The sequence below is a fragment of the Dyadobacter psychrotolerans genome, assembly GCF_004349265.1.
Taxonomy (GTDB): Bacteria; Bacteroidota; Bacteroidia; order Cytophagales; family Spirosomataceae; genus Dyadobacter; species Dyadobacter psychrotolerans.
The window spans coordinates 333558-349428 of sequence record NZ_SMFL01000007.1 but is presented as its reverse complement, the minus strand read 5'-3'; the positions used below and the strand labels follow the sequence as shown (position 1 = coordinate 349428).

At 41.3% G+C, this 15871-nt stretch carries 14 protein-coding genes; 2 read left to right on the top strand and 12 right to left on the bottom strand.

Going from position 1 to position 15871, the window contains the following annotated elements; translation table 11 throughout:
- From E0F88_RS20415 to E0F88_RS20400, 4 genes are all read right to left on the bottom strand, one after another.
- Positions 1–263 (bottom strand): hypothetical protein (locus E0F88_RS20415; protein ID WP_131960120.1); only part of this gene is annotated, 263 nt, incomplete at its 3' end.
- Positions 264–281: 18 nt separating this feature from the next.
- Positions 282–653 carry a hypothetical protein gene (locus E0F88_RS20410; RefSeq protein WP_131960119.1) on the bottom strand — a complete coding sequence of 124 codons (372 nt, stop codon included), beginning with the start codon at positions 651–653 and terminating at the stop codon, positions 282–284.
- A gap of 144 nt (positions 654–797) precedes the next feature.
- Complete coding sequence (locus E0F88_RS20405; protein WP_131960118.1) at positions 798–1214, bottom strand: hypothetical protein; 417 nt, start codon at positions 1212–1214, stop codon at positions 798–800.
- The gene (locus tag E0F88_RS20400) at positions 1211–2185 is read right to left on the bottom strand and encodes a hypothetical protein (protein WP_131960117.1); all 975 of its coding nucleotides are present in this window, start codon (positions 2183–2185) and stop codon (positions 1211–1213) included. The genes E0F88_RS20405 and E0F88_RS20400 overlap by 4 nt, the downstream gene beginning before the upstream one ends.
- Before the next feature lie 161 nt (positions 2186–2346).
- Here E0F88_RS20400 and E0F88_RS20395 point away from each other — a divergent pair, with 161 nt between their 5' ends.
- Entirely contained in the window at positions 2347–4554 is a 2208-nt protein-coding gene (locus E0F88_RS20395) for a peptidase domain-containing ABC transporter (RefSeq protein ID WP_131960116.1), read from the top strand.
- A gap of 75 nt (positions 4555–4629) precedes the next feature.
- On the opposite strand, the gene E0F88_RS20390 is transcribed toward E0F88_RS20395, so the two are convergent.
- Positions 4630–7716 (bottom strand): Tn3 family transposase, encoded by a 3087-nt coding sequence (locus tag E0F88_RS20390; protein ID WP_131960115.1) that lies wholly within the window; start codon positions 7714–7716, stop codon positions 4630–4632.
- A 175-nt stretch (positions 7717–7891) separates the two neighbouring features.
- Here E0F88_RS20390 and E0F88_RS20385 point away from each other — a divergent pair, with 175 nt between their 5' ends.
- Positions 7892–8476: a recombinase family protein gene (locus E0F88_RS20385; RefSeq protein WP_131960114.1), complete on the top strand. Its 585-nt coding sequence runs from the start codon at positions 7892–7894 to the stop codon at positions 8474–8476.
- A 119-nt stretch (positions 8477–8595) separates the two neighbouring features.
- On the opposite strand, the gene rpiA is transcribed toward E0F88_RS20385, so the two are convergent.
- From rpiA to E0F88_RS20350, 7 genes are all read right to left on the bottom strand, one after another.
- Positions 8596–9273, bottom strand: a complete 678-nt coding sequence (rpiA, locus tag E0F88_RS20380; protein ID WP_131960113.1) for a ribose-5-phosphate isomerase RpiA — start codon at positions 9271–9273, stop codon at positions 8596–8598.
- Between the two features lie 280 nt (positions 9274–9553).
- The gene (locus E0F88_RS20375) at positions 9554–10123 is read right to left on the bottom strand and encodes a hypothetical protein (protein WP_131960112.1); all 570 of its coding nucleotides are present in this window, start codon (positions 10121–10123) and stop codon (positions 9554–9556) included.
- A 430-nt stretch (positions 10124–10553) separates the two neighbouring features.
- On the bottom strand, positions 10554–11453 hold the full coding sequence (locus E0F88_RS20370) for a helix-turn-helix domain-containing protein (RefSeq protein ID WP_131960111.1): 900 nt from the start codon (positions 11451–11453) through the stop codon (positions 10554–10556).
- A gap of 111 nt (positions 11454–11564) precedes the next feature.
- Positions 11565–12257, bottom strand: coding sequence for a nitroreductase (locus E0F88_RS20365; protein WP_181956104.1), 693 nt, complete (start codon positions 12255–12257; stop codon positions 11565–11567).
- A gap of 142 nt (positions 12258–12399) precedes the next feature.
- Complete coding sequence (locus E0F88_RS20360; RefSeq protein ID WP_131960110.1) at positions 12400–14571, bottom strand: molybdopterin cofactor-binding domain-containing protein; 2172 nt, start codon at positions 14569–14571, stop codon at positions 12400–12402.
- 30 nt (positions 14572–14601) lie between these two features.
- Positions 14602–15249 carry a hypothetical protein gene (locus E0F88_RS20355; protein WP_131960109.1) on the bottom strand — a complete coding sequence of 216 codons (648 nt, stop codon included), beginning with the start codon at positions 15247–15249 and terminating at the stop codon, positions 14602–14604.
- A 19-nt stretch (positions 15250–15268) separates the two neighbouring features.
- Positions 15269–15748, bottom strand: coding sequence for a (2Fe-2S)-binding protein (locus E0F88_RS20350; protein ID WP_131960108.1), 480 nt, complete (start codon positions 15746–15748; stop codon positions 15269–15271).
- Positions 15749–15871: the final 123 nt, after the last annotated feature.

Below are 15871 nucleotides of genomic sequence, written 5' to 3'. Positions count from 1 at the left end.
ACACTGCTGAGTTTGCCCCACCAACGGTCTGAATATGTTGATAGTAATTCCTTAATTCCGCCCTTAACATAACTATTCCAAAGCCGTTGTGATTGTCGTTCGCCCAATCCAATCGCAGCACCTGCACGAGCTTGGCTACGATACTCTCCCATTTTTAGCGATCTTATAAATCGAATTCGATCACGACGCATTGCATTCTTTTCACGCTTTTCCATGAAAAGCAAATCAGCTATACTTTCCTTAATAATGTCAGCATATTTCATATATAAATATACGACTTTTTATTTTGAAATTAGTATAATATTTCCAAAATTGTTAGAAATATCTAACGGGAGACCATACCCTCTTGTTAACTCGGCTGTTTTATTTAATGTCAATAGAACTCTCCAACGTCCTGACAATTTGACTAATTCCCACATACCATCTACATGAATGGGCTGTGTTATCTTGAAACCACTATGCTCAAACAGGTCACTCCCTAAGCCGGTTATTATCGCTTTTTCGTTGTTTAGTAATTCGATTTTAGCACCTTGTTCCGGTTCAAACCATGTTCCAACTAATTCATCATGCGAAGGTTCGTTGTTTCCACAAGAAAATGTCAGGAGCAATGTAATAGTTAAAATGAAATACTTAGAGTGACTGCTATGTGTCATTTGTATTTAATGTTTTCAGTCCACGTGAAGGTTTGATAGTTTCAGACAACGGCTCACCACTTTGAGAGAAGAACTTTGACAGTAACAGAATTTCGTTCCATACCGTCAAAGTCTTTAAACCCATTAGCCAGGCTATTGTAAAAATCAGTCCGATCTCTTTTCAAAGGAATACCTATTTCCGCTGTCAGGATCCCCCTTCCAGACAAATAGTCCGTAGTCACCAAATCTTTCAGAAATGTTTACAGGTAAGTGATATCCTTTCTCCAAACCTTTTAATTTTTTGAAACGCAGTTCCACTTTCCAGCCCGAACCTTCATTGCTAAGTTCCCATGTACCCTCTCCATCAGTCGTTTTAAGTTTTATTAACTTTCCATCGTGAAACATTTCTGAATTAAGATTCGATGCTGTAAAAATATTGTTTTTGAGCAACACTATGTTTCCACCATCTTTTGTATTTTGCCATTTTCCTAGCAGGTGCTCAGTTGTAGGACTTTGGCTGTTACAAGCGCAAAATATTCTGGTTATCAGAATCAATTTTGCTAATGAGGCTACCTTAGTCATCTCCATTTAATATTTTCAGTCCATATGAAAGTTTGAGTAGTTTGAGACATTGGCGCTCCACTTTGCGAAAATAGATCATTTAGGGGGGTACCTATGTACTCATTCCATTCAGGAGTATAACCTATAACTGGCGGATGTGTAGCCGATGCAATTGTAGAGGCATTATTGACAGTAAAGGTTACAGTAGCATAGTCTCCATCCACTGAATTAACAACGTATTTCAAATCATACGATCCTAAATATGTGACAGCCAAGTTACCGGTATTTCCTCCACTGATTAAATTTGAATAATCTCCAAAATATTTAGGAACACCATCCACACCTGATAAATTATAATCATTTTCACCAGAAGGTATTCCCTGCGAAATATCCAACCTGATTTTATTCTTCGTATCTTCAATATGGCTGTGCTGTTTTAACTGTTCGGTCAACAAATCACCATCAACAAAAGTCCTGTCTCTGGGCCCAACTCCCGTTAACCATTCCCAGCCTAAATCCCAGGCCGTCATATTCTGATCGGCCTTACCGTGAATTGTTACCTCGCCAAGCAGTTTTTCCCAGGAAGCGCCGTTATCATAACTAATGTAATCCTGTCCGTTTACCTTTTGAAATTTGAGATCATTGGGATTTGCAGCTACACCATTGTCAACAAAGTCTCTACCGAAAGAATTGGGTGCACTATATCCACCGTCATTATTATTCCCCCTATAATGCTCATCATACCAGGCATTAAAACTACCACTTGCGCCAGGAGCGTCAGGATAACCGCATGAACTGTAACCATTATTGAATCCGTCACCGCTTGATCCATAACCGTTCCCGGATGCATAAATGTTTACGTCATTCAGATTTTGCCAGTAATTCCAGGTGTCATTGCCTTGTTCCTTAAAGTAGATGTCATTTCCCATGACCCACCACTCATACTCTCCGCCTAAAATTTCACTTTGCGCAACGCTGTCTAAAACCTCCAACTATGCCTCCAGCAAGTCGAAGGCCATTTCTGCCTTGGTTCTCATGTCGATGATTGTTTAAGATAAATGTGTGAATCAATTTTTCAAATGTATTTATAAAAAAATGTATAATCCAAATTAATATCACAATATTTACAAAAATACACATCAACACACACTAAATGCACTTAAAACCGTTCCCATGCGACCGGCAGATGGATATGATGGACTGCGGTCCTGCCTGCCTGAAAATGATTGCCAAATACTATGGCAAATATTACTCTCTTCAGCATTTACGCGATTTAAGCGGAACATCCCGGGAGGGTGTTTCACTGCTTGGCCTGGGACATGCAGCTGAACAGATAGGTCTCAAAAGCCTGTCAGCAAAATGTACGCTTGAAGATATTCTGTACAAAATTCCGCTTCCGGCCATTATCCATTGGAAGAATAGTCATTTCGTTGTTGTGTATCACGTCAAAGCTTCCAGTGGCTGGTTTTCTAAAAGAACGGACAGTTTATCCAAAGCCAAAATATACGTATCCGATCCGGCAAAAGGACTGGTGACCTACGATGCCGGGACATTTAAACAAAACTGGATAAAAGAAACGGAGTACAAAGGCGTCATTCTGGTATTGCAGCCGCAGGCAGATTTCGAACAACGCTTTGCCGGAGAAAAATCGGAGCGTAAAAAGACGATACAGAATTTCATTAGCTACTTTACGCCCTATAAAAGGAGCTTTTTGAATCTGTTCGTAGTCATGCTGCTGGTTACGCTCATGCAGGCTTTGCTCCCTTTCATTTCCAAAGCGGTAACTGATGTCGGCATCCAGACCCACGACCTGGATTTTATCAACATTGTGTTGTTTGCCAACATAGCGATCATCGTGGCAATCACCCTAAGCAACGCGGTAAGAGACTGGATTTTACAGCATCTGACTTCCAGAGTCAACATTGCACTGATATCCGATTACCTCATCAAACTGATGAAGCTCCCGGTTACTTTTTTTGAAAATAAAATGATGGGAGACATTCTCCAGCGGGCCAATGATCATGAGCGGATACGAAGTTTCATCATGAACAACTCGCTTAATTTAGTCTTCTCCGCGCTCACATTCCGGATTTTCGGAATTATACTACTCATTTTTAATGCGAATATATTTTACATCTTTTTTGCAAGAAGTACTTTGTACGTATTGTGGGTACTTGGATTTTTACAAATACGAAAAAAACTGGATTGGGAGTATTTCGAATTAACTTCAAAAAATCAAAGTTATTGGGTTGAAACAGTAGAAAGTATTACTGACATCAAAATCAACAATTACGAAAAACAAAAACGCTGGAAATGGGAAAATATTCAGGCGAGGTTGTATCAGGTTAACATGCGCGTCATGACCGTGAATAATGCGCAAAACCTGGGCGGACAGTTTATCGACAGCGTAAAAAATCTGCTTATCACATTTTATTGTGCGCGTGCCGTCATACAGGGCGACATCACTTTTGGTGTGATGATCTCCACGCAGTTCATCATCGGAATGCTAAACGGTCCGGTGGTTCAGTTTATACAATTTATGGCCTCCTTCCAGTTTGCCCAGATCAGTTTTTTGCGTCTCAACGAAATTCATCAGTTACATGATGAAGACGAGGGCACCGGGCAAAACAGCATTGAGCTGCCGGAAAGCAAAGATCTTGTACTTAAAAACGTCGCTTTTCAATATACGTCGGTTTCTCCCCCTGTGCTCCGCGGTATTAATCTGGTTATTCCTCAGGGCAAAGTGACGGCAATTGTAGGAGATAGCGGAAGCGGTAAATCCACTTTACTCAAACTAATACTTCGACTATATAAACCTTCTTACGGAGAAATTATGATCGGCGGTATGAACATCAATAATGTCAGCCTGCGCCAATGGCGGGAGAAATGCGGGGCCGTGATGCAGGATGGTAAAATCTTTAATGACACCATTTTAAACAACATTGTGCTGGATGACGAAAAAACGGATTATCATTTATTACGCAAAGCGGTAGAAACTGCAAACATTGCTTCTGAAATTGAACACCTGCCGCTGGGTTATCAGACTAAAATGGGTGAGCAGGGACGTGGATTAAGTGGTGGCCAGAAACAACGTGTACTGATTGCCCGTGCGTTGTACAAAAATCCGGATTATCTGTTTTTTGATGAAGCCACAAACGCACTGGATACGATTAACGAACAGAAAATTGTACAGGCGCTTGACGAAGTATTCAAGGAAAAAACTGTGATCGTAGTGGCACACAGACTGAGTACAATCCGGAAAGCCGACCAGATCGTTGTCATGCAAAACGGGATGGTTTCCGAAGTTGGCAATCACGATTCGCTGCTTCAAAGAAAGGGACATTACTACAATCTGGGGTAAACTAAAGAAAGGGAGAAAAACCGTCACGACTTTCGCGTAGGATTTTTATTTACTATTAGCCGGGAATATTGAATCCTAAGGCGCTAGATTTAAATCCATGATTGAGCCCAAATCAAAGATTTTATAATCTTTACCATCGGAGAAGTCGTATTCTCCCACCATGTTAATATGTGCCCAGCTGTGGGTAGAAGTTGCAAGGATTTTTTTCAACAGGATTTGCCTGTCTTGTTCGGACTCAGCTGCTACCAGCTTTTCAGATAATAACAACAGATTATAAGTGTTTATCGCATTTGCTATCAGTCTTTTACAGCCTTCTGCTGTTAATTGTTCTTTCCGGGTGGCCCAGATTAATTCCTGGTTGTTACCAATCGTGATAGCTTTTGAAAAGTTATTGCTGCTTTCAATTCTAGAAAGTGAGCCAGACACTGATTTCCGGATTAATTCATCATCCATATATTGATAGATGTATGATGTTTTATAAAGCCTTCCCAAATCTTTGAGGGCCTTGTAAAGCGGGTGTTGTTTTGAATATGAATTTAGACGCCTGAACAACGTTGATGCCTTCGAATAACCCAGCTTGATTGTACAAACAAGCCTTAAAATTTCGTCCCAATGATTTTCCAGGTGTGCCAAATTAATTTTAAGACCTGGAACAATCTTATAATTAAGCTCACGATAAGTCCGCGCTTCGTCAGTTGAATAAAGCTGTTGATGATGAAACCTTGCAAACCTGGGCCGAAATTCAATACCCAAAAGACCCGTTACAGCGAACACGGGTTCGCTAAAACCATGTGTATCTGTCGAATGCGCATTTGGAATGATCACTTCATTGTGAGTTAGGCCATCCAGGACATAATGTGATTCAGGTTCAGCTGCGCTAAATACAGTTGAATAGAATAACTGCCCGGCTTCGTCCAGAAAGGAATACATGGTAACACCCTTGCCATTTCCAAAGTATTTAAAGGAAGGAGAAGCAACCAGCGAAGCAACGGACACATCGAACTTTTGGCCGTCACTTGAAGTATGAATAAAGTCTGCATCTTTTCTAAAATGCCCGGTAAGTGGTAAGGCATTGCTAAATGCAAGTACTTTGTCATTTGCTTGTATTACAGTCTCTGGTGAAAAATATTGGATTGCCGTTGTCTCCAGTGAACTGGTCCTGATACCTTTGGACATGAAAGAAAATTTACGAATACCGATATTGCACCCGAACCCAAGAATTGCTGCAAAGAACAATTTCTCGTCCGGACGCTTAGGTATATGATCAATTCCTCCATGGATAAACGAGGAAATAAAGCCTGTTGCATTTTGGACAGTTGAAAGAACTTCCACCAATGGAATGACGTATTCTTGCGGATAAAATGATCCCAAGTCTGTTTCTTCTTCCAAACGTTTATCTTTCATCAGGTGCCAGTCACCGGTGGAATCTAAGTATACCTGTTTGTTACTGCCTTTTTCTACATGTTCATTTGTTAATTTAATTTGGGCATTGAGCTTTTCATTTAATTTAAGCAGGGTTTTCCGTGAATCAGCAAAGGCTGTCAAGCCGGCTTGTTCAATCAGCTTTTCCTTTTCTTTATTCCAAACCGCAGGTGGTATTACATATTCATCAAAACTGCGGTAATCATAGGAAGAATCAATTGGAAGTGCCCCAGACTTGATATTATCCCTGATTTCCTGGAAAAGGAATACTTTATATAAACCTGTACGCAATTTACCTTCCGGGGTCAACACTCGCTGCTGCTGCTCTAAACCTAAAAAATCTGTTGGTACTGAAGCGCGCGTTAGAATAGCACCATTCTTTTCCTGGTAGTACCGGACCGCAGCAAGAATATCCTTCCCTGATGAAGTGGCGCTCGGGATCAAGGCTTTGACAATATCGCTTACTTTACCATTTAATTTAGACGTATTTTTTTCAAGCATTTGATAAAAATCTTCCCGGTCGTTTATCTTTTGGTTGGCTTCCTTTAAGGCTTTGAGGCGCTGCTGGTCTTCCTGCAACAGCTTTTGAGATAACCGTTTATTTTTAAAAACCTGTTCAATCAACGTCACTTTGGCCAAAGGTTCCATTGTAGTATCAGCAATGATTTTTTCAATAGCTCCTAAAATATCAATATGGGTACCGCTACGCTGGGCAACACTGCTGACTAGCTGCGCGGTCTGCATCCTGTTTTGATAAAGCTCTTGTTTTACTGAGTTTTCACAACCATTAATAAAATTTGTAACAGCACTATTTAAGGTCAGGATAAGTGCATCCCCTAACATATAGTACTGATGAATAATAAAGGATATTAAAAGCAGATAACGGTTGGTGCTGCGTGTAGTTATTTGTGTTACCTGGTTATTGATGACATATTCAGCGTAGAATTGAATGGTCGCATCAGACAGTTTTAAGCGCCTGGCTACCGGTAGTAACTGCAAATACATGATCTTTAAGCTTTGAAAGTTTGCCACACGCTCACGGATCTGTTTTGTCTCCATGGATTGCGAAACCCGTTTAAAAAACGTAATCTCATAACGTTTCACCTTTAAATGCTTTCTACTGTCTTCCTGATAAGAACTGTGTTCGACTAGAAGCTGCTCTAAAAGTAAAACATCAGCCGCAGTTAAATATTTACTTAAAATGGATTCTAGATTCTGCTCGAAACTGGCAAGAACTTTATCCAAGATTGTTTTCAGGCTTTGGTATGTAGGGATTTCAATATGATGTGCCTGAAGAAAGCCGACCATACCTTCAAATATCAGGTATGGCCTGGTCTGTACATGGGCCAGTCTCTGGATTTCTTCGGTCAACGCTTCAACCGAAGATTTTTCAAAGGCGGCAAAACCAAAATATCCAAGAATGTCCTCCCGGTGCCTGAGCGAAGTCCGTCCTTCGTAACCGGTCATCTGTACTGCGTTGACATCAACTGAAATTCTTTCAGCTACATAATCCACGTCACTTTGATGGAAGCGGTTTGATCCAAAAAACCGGCTGACAATCCGGAAGTATCCGACTTGCAAAAGAAAGCCAACTTTATTGGAAGGTGTTTGCAAAGTTTTGACATATTCAGCTGCCCATTGGGGAGTGTCTAAGAAAATCGCTTTCTGGTCAGCACTTAAAACAGGAGGATGGTCAAACCGTTGCCTGGCTTCGGAAGTGAGGTATTCTTTTCTTGGCATGACACGATTTGTTTGTATAAAAAAACGTTACTCAAAATGTACAAAGCTGTGCTGCCTTTTGGAGCTTTAAGATGAACTTAAAACCAAGCATATTCTATCAATTTAGTAAAATAAACTTGTACATCAATCTAAGTACATTAAATTTGGCCTCATAGATGTATTAAAGTATACAAAAGTGAAAATTGGATATGCGAGGGTGTCAACCCAAGATCAGAATTTAGAAATGCAGCTCGATGCTTTAGAGAAAGCGGGCTGCCAGCAGATTTTTCAGGAGAAAGCTTCCGGAGTGAAATCCGATAGACCTGAGCTTGCTGCTATGCAGCAGGTACTTCGGAAGGGTGATGTCATTTATATTTATAAACTTGACAGGTTAGGACGTTCTCTAAAACATCTTTTGGAAATGACTTCGGATTTTGAAAAAAGAGGAGTTGGCCTAGTCTCAATTAATGACCATATCGATACTACTACTGCTCAAGGGAGACTCATATTTAACATTTTTGCTTCATTGGCTGAATTTGAACGAGACCTGATCAGGGAAAGGACAAAATCTGGATTAGACGCGGCACGAGCCAGAGGGCGAAAGGGTGGACGAACCAGAGGGTTAACCAAAGAAGCAGAAAAAACAGCCATGCTCGCCCAAACGTTGTACAATGAACGTAAGTTGGGAGTAAATGAAATTGCAGCCGATTTGAAAATTTCTAAAATGACGTTGTATAAATACCTAAGACACCGTGGAGTAAAAATCAGTAGTAAAAGCTGAAACTTGGATCTGTAGGTCAGTTGTTGCGATCCACTTAAAATTCAGCAATGATGTTTTGTACCATAGTTCTTCCCAGATGTTTGGGTGACTTAGACAATTTTGATTGATTAAGTTCACTTTTAGGTAAAAGTGACTACTTCGTTTCCATTTGCCATCAATATTTTTGTAGTTAGACTGACAAACAGTCCATGTTCCAGTATTCCAACAATACCATCAAGTTGTTGTGCCAAACAAGCTGGATTACCTATTATTCCGAAATCAACATCAAAAACAAAATTGCCATTGTCAGTGATAAAATTCTCAGCTAGAGACTTTCTTATTATGGGGTTGCCACCCAATTTGATTAATTGTTTTTTCACAAATTCATAAGCACTTGGTACAACTTCAACCGGCACGCCAAATTGGCCTAGTTGATTAACTTTCTTAGTTGAATCGGTAACAATAATCGTATTGTTACTTAACGAAGCAACTATTTTTTCTCTGAATAGAGAGCCACCACCACCTTTTATTAAATGAAGTTGTTCTGTAAATTCATTTGCTCCATCAATGCTGATATCGATGCCGCTAGTCATACCCAATTCTTGCATTGAAATACCGTATGAGTCCGCTAGCCTTTCTGTTTTCAGAGAACTTGCTACCCCGGTAAATTGTAAGCCATCCTTTATCCGCCTTCCGAGCTCCACTATTACAAAGTCCATAGTCGAACCTGAGCCAAGACCAACAATATTTCCGTCTTTTACCAGTTCTGCCGCTTTCAATGCAACTTCCCTTTTTTCTTGTTGCTTGCTATCTATCATTTCTCGGAATTAAGTATTTATATATCATTAAGGCTTCTCGGATTAAGAAATCCATTATGCTAATTGACAAAATCAATTAAGCACTAAGTTAAAAATCTAATCACTTTTGACCGTAATTCGTCATTATTTACATTCGTTTCCTGCGACTTATATTTATGATCATATGAAAGATCCGCTAATATTTCAACATGTGTTTCAAACATGTCTAACTTTTTGACCAGAATACTAAACCTAAAATCAATTTCCGAATAAGTATCATCAGTAAGCAAAGCCATGCATATCAACGACTTGTAAATAGAAAATCAACACCCGCCGCAAAACGATGACAACCCACACAGCCCGCTCTGGCAATATCCAGGCCACGGTCACGGCTATTGGCCAGAATCGGCACGAGTCCATTAGGGTTTTGATTGTAATTCGTAGCAGGATCAAAGTCTATCCGAAAATATTCAAAATCCGCACCTGCTGAATTATAACCAGCCTCGCGGCGCACCATGATATCGATAAAATCGAGTGGACCTCTTTGGTTGTCTATATTTTGAAAACTTCGTATCACAAAAATATCACCCACCTGAACCGCGCGGTTTAATGGTTTATTTGTATAAATATCTTTAATATTTCTATCTGACCCATCCGTACGGACCCCAAAGCCGTTTCCGGTAATAGCGGTATCCCCGGCAGTGACAATTCTTGTAACCGAATCCAATAAGGATTGTGTCAACATGAAAGATTGGATGACAGGAGGATTTTCGGTTTCGCTTAAGATTGGCTCAATGGGCTCATTACCTGTACCAGAACAAGCCGCTATCATCAGGATGATGAGTCCTAACAGAAGTAAATTGATTTTCATAACAAAAGTTTATTTAAAAAAAATTGCATAATTCCACTCATAGTAGTCAGAACCGCGTGTATTTGATTATCTGCCCTAAAAATGATCGTGTCAATTAAAACATAGACATTTGAACAACTTTCACTTACAAGCTGAATGATAATACAAAATTACAGCGGAGATATATGCCGATGTTAAATGTATTCAAACAGAAGGTTAATACATTCAAACAGATTAAGATGTAAGAAGCAAGCAAACAGGAGAGTAGCCCGGTTATGGAGCTGTATCAATGGATGATTAATCGAAGAGCTACGTGCTTTTTAGATCCGGCTGTTTTAAATAAAAAATCTCCGGGGAATAGCTCACCGGAGATCAAATAAGAATACTATTTATTTATCAAACTCAAAATAGCTGAAAATTAACTCATTGCTTATGTATGAACTTTTATTTTCTATGTCGTAACATTTGTTGTTAGCGCGTGCTCCTCTCTGACTGTGGTTGGATTCGTGCCCGTTCTTTTTTTAAAAAAGTTGTTAAAATAGGTAGGGTATTCATAGCCAAGACTGTACGAGATTTCGGCAACGTTCCAATCCGTATTTAATAGCAGTGCCCTGGCTTCTGCAATAATACGGTCATTCAGATGTTCTGTTGTCGTTTTACCGGTTGCATCCCTGACAGCCCGGTTTAGGTGGTTTACGTGAATCGATAAAAGATCCGCATATTGATTGGGTGTCCGTAGTGTCAATGGTCTTTGCGGATCGACCGGAAATTGTCTGTCGAGCAGTTCCATAAACAGGGAAGCAATCCGCGTTGCTGCATTCTGATGCTCAAAATACGTTGTCAGGGGCTGCATTTTGAGCGCCTCATGCATTAACACGTTCAAATGATTACGCAGCAGATCAAATTTGTGCACATAATCGGAATTAAACTCCTTGTACATGGTTTGAAAGATCTGTTTAATGTAAATGATCTGATCCGGATCGATGTAGTAGACCGGGTCAGATCCAAGCCTGAACAAGGGCGAGTGTTCCAGAGCAGCATCCGCGTTGGTTTCCTGGTAGAACTCTTCGGTAAACAGGACAAAATATCCTTTTTGCTCTTCTGATATTGGCTCCCAAAAGTATGGTATTCTGGGATTTGTAAAGAGTAAGGCCGGCTTATCGATCAGAATTCCTTTATCGGCATATTCCAACCGGCTGGTACCGAATTGCAGTGTTATTTTATAGAAATCTCTTCGACTATATGGCACTGGCCGTGCCCGGAAATCATCACATTCATAGATATTGAATTTGCTACCTACATTAGGTAGTTTGTCTCCAAAGACTTCCTGTTGCGATTTTGCTTTTATCATAATCTTATCTTAATAAAATCAAACAATACCTATATAAAACTAACGAATTCGATTTCGAAAGCCATATAGATTCCAAAAACATCTATTTTCTTCAACTCCTTTTTTTGCCGGTCATTGATGAAACGTTACATTTGACAAAACAGGATCCCTTTCAAAGCGGAAACTATTGGCTTTGGAAGTCAGATCCTCGTAGCCAAATGAAATGCCAAATAGCATCTTATACTCGGCCGAAATTCCTAAATGTTTCCTTACTACATCTGCAAACATTCCCAGAACTGTCTGCGGTACGCCTGCCAAGCCATGAGCAGTTAAGGATAGAAGAAAGGTTTGCGCATACATACCAACATCACCAGCTACCCTGACGTGATCCCCCACGGACGGCATAAAAAGCAATGCCGCATGGGGAGCATTATAAAATTTGTAATTATAAAGATTAGCTTGTTTTCTCCCTTCCTTATCCTCACGGGCAACACCTAACGCTTCGTAATATGTCTTTCCTTGAGCAAATTGTCTTTCCTTATAACGCCCCGTAAAATGGCCTGTATCAAAGCTGAAATCCGAAGAATAGGTTTCAGAATTATATGCTTCAATCAATTTTTCCGATAAAGTGTTTTTTACTTCTCCTGAAACAATATGCACGTTCCAGGGTTGGGTATTACAATTTGAGGGAGATTGCTGTGCGTCCTGTAAAACGTTATAAATAAGCGTTTCAGGTACTGGTTTAGATAAAAAGGCGCGACATGAATGTCTGGTTCTGACCAGCTGCTGAAAGCTTTTATCGCTTGTATCCACAATATGATTCATTTAAATCCTAATTAATGGCTGTTGAATTACGTCACTGGTAACTGGATCGCGGTTAGAGAAAATGGAATAGATGATTCCATTTGGTTAATGGCTCATCTATTCCAATTAAACAAGTAAATTCAGCCTAGGTTATAATTTCTGATTAAACACTCGCCAAGCTAAATGGCAGTTTCCGTATGCGCTTTCCCGTCAAATCAAATATCGCATTGGTCAATGCGGGTGCAAACGGTGGTAAAGCCGGCTCTCCTACACCACCTGCAACTTCGTCGTTTTCCATGATATGAATCTGAATCGGCGGTATGTCTGTAATGCGGGGCATTTGGTAGGTGCTGAAATTGGTATCAACCGCTTTTCCATCAATAAACCTTACCTCATGCATCGTCGCTGCGCCAAGCCCCATCACGATAGAGCCTTCTATCTGGGCACGGATCGTATCCGGGTTCACATACCAACCACAATCCATCACTACCCAGACCTGATCAATTTTAATACTTCCGTCTGCTTGCCTGGATACTTTTACCACCTCGCCTACGGTCGTTGAAAAGCATTCGGTAATGGCTGTTCCATATCCTTCACCTTTCTTTTTATCCTTCCAGCCAGAGACATTTTCCATTTTATCGATTAGTAAGTGCAGACGCTCATCGTTCAAATGAGCTCTTCTGAAATCGAGCGGATCTCTACCGGCATCTGCTGCAAGCTCATCCATAAAACTTTCAAATGCGAATCCGTTGGTTGAAGCATAGACTGAACGCCACCACATTGTCGGGATCGGTGTTGCAAAAGGAACATCACGGATAGAAAGGTTTTTTATCGTTTCGTAATACGGCTTTAGAAAACCTTCCGAAGTGCTTCCATTAACAGCATCTTTTTTACCTGTAAGCCAGTGCATGTTGTTTTGCCCGGCCATCCGGTATTTGAAAGCATCGATTTTCCCATCTTTGATCACACCTTCACAGCGATAAGATATACCGGGGCGGAAAGGCCCCTGAGTGGCATCATCCTCCCGTGTCCAGACAACCTGAACCGGGGCCTTGATCTGCCTGGAAATAACGGCAGCTTCGTGCGGGTAATCCATAAATGATTTACGGCCAAAACCACCACCCAGAAAGGTAAGGTTTACGATGATTTTTTCCTTGGCAATATTCATATCCTTACTGATATATTCCTGCACCATGTCAGGATTCTGGGTCGGCCCCCAAATTTCGAGCTTATCTTCCTGGTAATATGCTGTACAATTCATTGGCTCCATACAGCCATGGTACTGATAGGGCGTTTCATAGACAACATCAATTTTATTGGCAGATGCTGAAATGATTTCGGAAGCCTCCCCCTGCGATTTGAAGGATAGACCCTCTTGGGTCTGCAAGGCAAGGTTTTGACGTTTGTATATTTCTTCCGAGTTCAAATGTTCAAAGCCGGAGTCGTCCCATTCTATCTTTAATGCTTTCTTTCCCTGCATAGCTGCCCATGTAGAATCAGCTACAACAGCAATTCCTTCCCGGTAGGTATCAAAAACCACCATCTTGACCTTAATCACATGTTTGATACCTGGAATCTTCCATGTTTGACTGTCATCAAAACTTTTTACTTTACCCCGCAGCCTCGGATTACGTTCGACAGCCGCATAAAGCATTCCAGGAAGTACTTTATCCATCCCAAATACGGCCGTCCCGTTGGTTTTAAATGGCGTATCGAGCCGTAAAAGCGGCTTGCCAACAAGCTTATATTCCGAACGTTTCTTTAAAACATAGTCTTTCGGAGGCGTCAGTTTGGATGCAGCTTCAACCAGCTGCCCGTAATGGAGTCGCTTCGGCGATTCGATTCTGCCAGAGGGTTTATGAAATACGTATCCTCCCTGGGCATAACACTCTGATTTCGAAACTCCCCAGCTTCCAGCCGCTGCCTGTAAAAGCATCTCACGCGCAGATGCACCCAGGTTAAGTAAAATTTTGTAGAACTCACGAATCGTCGAACTTCCCCCGGTATTCTGGCTTCCGTATCTTTTAAGATTCCCTTTTGCAAAGACTACATGAATATCAGCCAGGTTTACCTCTAGTTCTTCGGCAATAATCTGTGGAATTGCCTGGTAAACTCCTTGACCCATTTCGGACCTATGGCTGAAAATGGTCACCTTACCCGATGTCTCAATATGTATCCAGGCGTTGAGTTCAATACCATAATTCTCAGCTTCAGCCACACTAATAATTTCTGCATTGTTAGCACTCCCAGGCAAATAGAAGCCTAGCGAGAACACCGCTCCGGACACGGCAGAAGCTTTTAGGAAATCTCTTCTTGATACCTGTTTATTGTTCATGGTCAGCTGTGATTTGATTAAGATTGGGTATCAGTGGGCCTTCGGTGGCGCATACGCCCCCTTTTCAAGCCAGGTCAACCATGCCTTATTAAATTCCTTGTGGCTCATCGGCGGAAGGGTTCTTCCATCGCCGGGGTTCCAACCGGCCAGCACCAGCCCGTCATGGGCATGTTCGATCAGCTTCTTTTTATCTTTATGGCCGTTTAGTTTAGGATCTACAAGTTGCTTGGCAAGCTCATGAGCCGATTTACCCTCAAAAACCATTTTCATATCTGCTGGTGGTAAATGCCAGTTTGGATTACCAGGCGGCGTATGAAGACCAGGCGTATTGGCTGGCTGATGACAATTTGAACATTTCATTGCATAAACACCTTTTCCATCTATGCCCCTTTTGGGTGCCATCGTATGCAAATGGCTGTCATCTCCCTGTAGGGGCACATCTCCTGCGGGGTGACAATTCATACAGCGCGGGCTCATCAAGACTGAGTACACTTTCAAAAATGCCTTTGCCGATTCAACACTATCACGGTTGATCTTATCAAAACGTACAGCACTTGTAGGATCATACTCTTTTTTCCTGAATGCAGATGCTATTACAGCCGTGATGAAAATTATAAATGTCAATGCTGTGGCTGCCCTTATATTAAAGGAGATCAGTTTCTTTGGTTGCTTTTTCATGGATCTAATTTTTCCGGGATCACCCTTGTTTGACAGTCTTTTTCTGTAACTCTGCCGCCAGAACAATGGCTTTACGAATACGCAGATAAGTACCACAACGGCAAATATTTCCTGCCATGGCATCGTCGATATCCTGATTGGTCGGATCTGCTTTTTCCCTAAGCAACACTGCTGCAGACATAATCTGCCCTGAGTGACAATAGCCGTACTGCGGCACGTCAAGCTGCTGCCAGGCAAGCTGTGCCGGATGATCATTATTCTTAGACAATCCTTCGATTGTAACAACCTGCTTTCCTTCTGCCCGGCTTACTTTGGTCACGCACGAACGAATCGCATCGCCATCCAAATGCACAACGCAGGCTCCGCACTGCGCTACCCCACAACCATACTTGGTCCCTTTTAAGCCCACCAAATCACGGATCGCCCATAGTAGTGGCATGTTCGGATCTGCTTCGAGTGTGTGGTCACTACCGTTAATTTTTAAAGTCATTTTGGTCATAAAACATCGATTTTATTGAGCGTAATTTACCTTCAAGTGAATCACAATGGCGTAAACACAAGGTAGATAACCCGTAGCCGTAAAGTTTAAGCTATTCAAACCAATCGTTAAGACAATCAAATA

What these genes read in the sequence shown, in the direction of transcription:
- E0F88_RS20405 (WP_131960118.1), bottom strand. Translation starts at nt 1,214, where the DNA reads ATGACTAAGGTAGCCTCATTAGCAAAATTGATTCTGATAACCAGAATA.
- E0F88_RS20360 (WP_131960110.1), bottom strand. Translation starts at nt 14,571, where the DNA reads ATGAACAATAAACAGGTATCAAGAAGAGATTTCCTAAAAGCTTCTGCC.
- E0F88_RS20370 (WP_131960111.1), bottom strand. Translation starts at nt 11,453, where the DNA reads ATGATAAAAGCAAAATCGCAACAGGAAGTCTTTGGAGACAAACTACCT.
- E0F88_RS20355 (WP_131960109.1), bottom strand. Translation starts at nt 15,249, where the DNA reads ATGAAAAAGCAACCAAAGAAACTGATCTCCTTTAATATAAGGGCAGCC.
- rpiA (WP_131960113.1), bottom strand. Translation starts at nt 9,273, where the DNA reads ATGATAGATAGCAAGCAACAAGAAAAAAGGGAAGTTGCATTGAAAGCG.
- E0F88_RS20375 (WP_131960112.1), bottom strand. Translation starts at nt 10,123, where the DNA reads ATGAAAATCAATTTACTTCTGTTAGGACTCATCATCCTGATGATAGCG.
- E0F88_RS20395 (WP_131960116.1), top strand. Translation starts at nt 2,347, where the DNA reads ATGCACTTAAAACCGTTCCCATGCGACCGGCAGATGGATATGATGGAC.
- E0F88_RS20390 (WP_131960115.1), bottom strand. Translation starts at nt 7,716, where the DNA reads ATGCCAAGAAAAGAATACCTCACTTCCGAAGCCAGGCAACGGTTTGAC.
- E0F88_RS20410 (WP_131960119.1), bottom strand. Translation starts at nt 653, where the DNA reads ATGACACATAGCAGTCACTCTAAGTATTTCATTTTAACTATTACATTG.
- E0F88_RS20350 (WP_131960108.1), bottom strand. Translation starts at nt 15,748, where the DNA reads ATGACCAAAATGACTTTAAAAATTAACGGTAGTGACCACACACTCGAA.
- E0F88_RS20365 (WP_181956104.1), bottom strand. Translation starts at nt 12,257, where the DNA reads ATGAATCATATTGTGGATACAAGCGATAAAAGCTTTCAGCAGCTGGTC.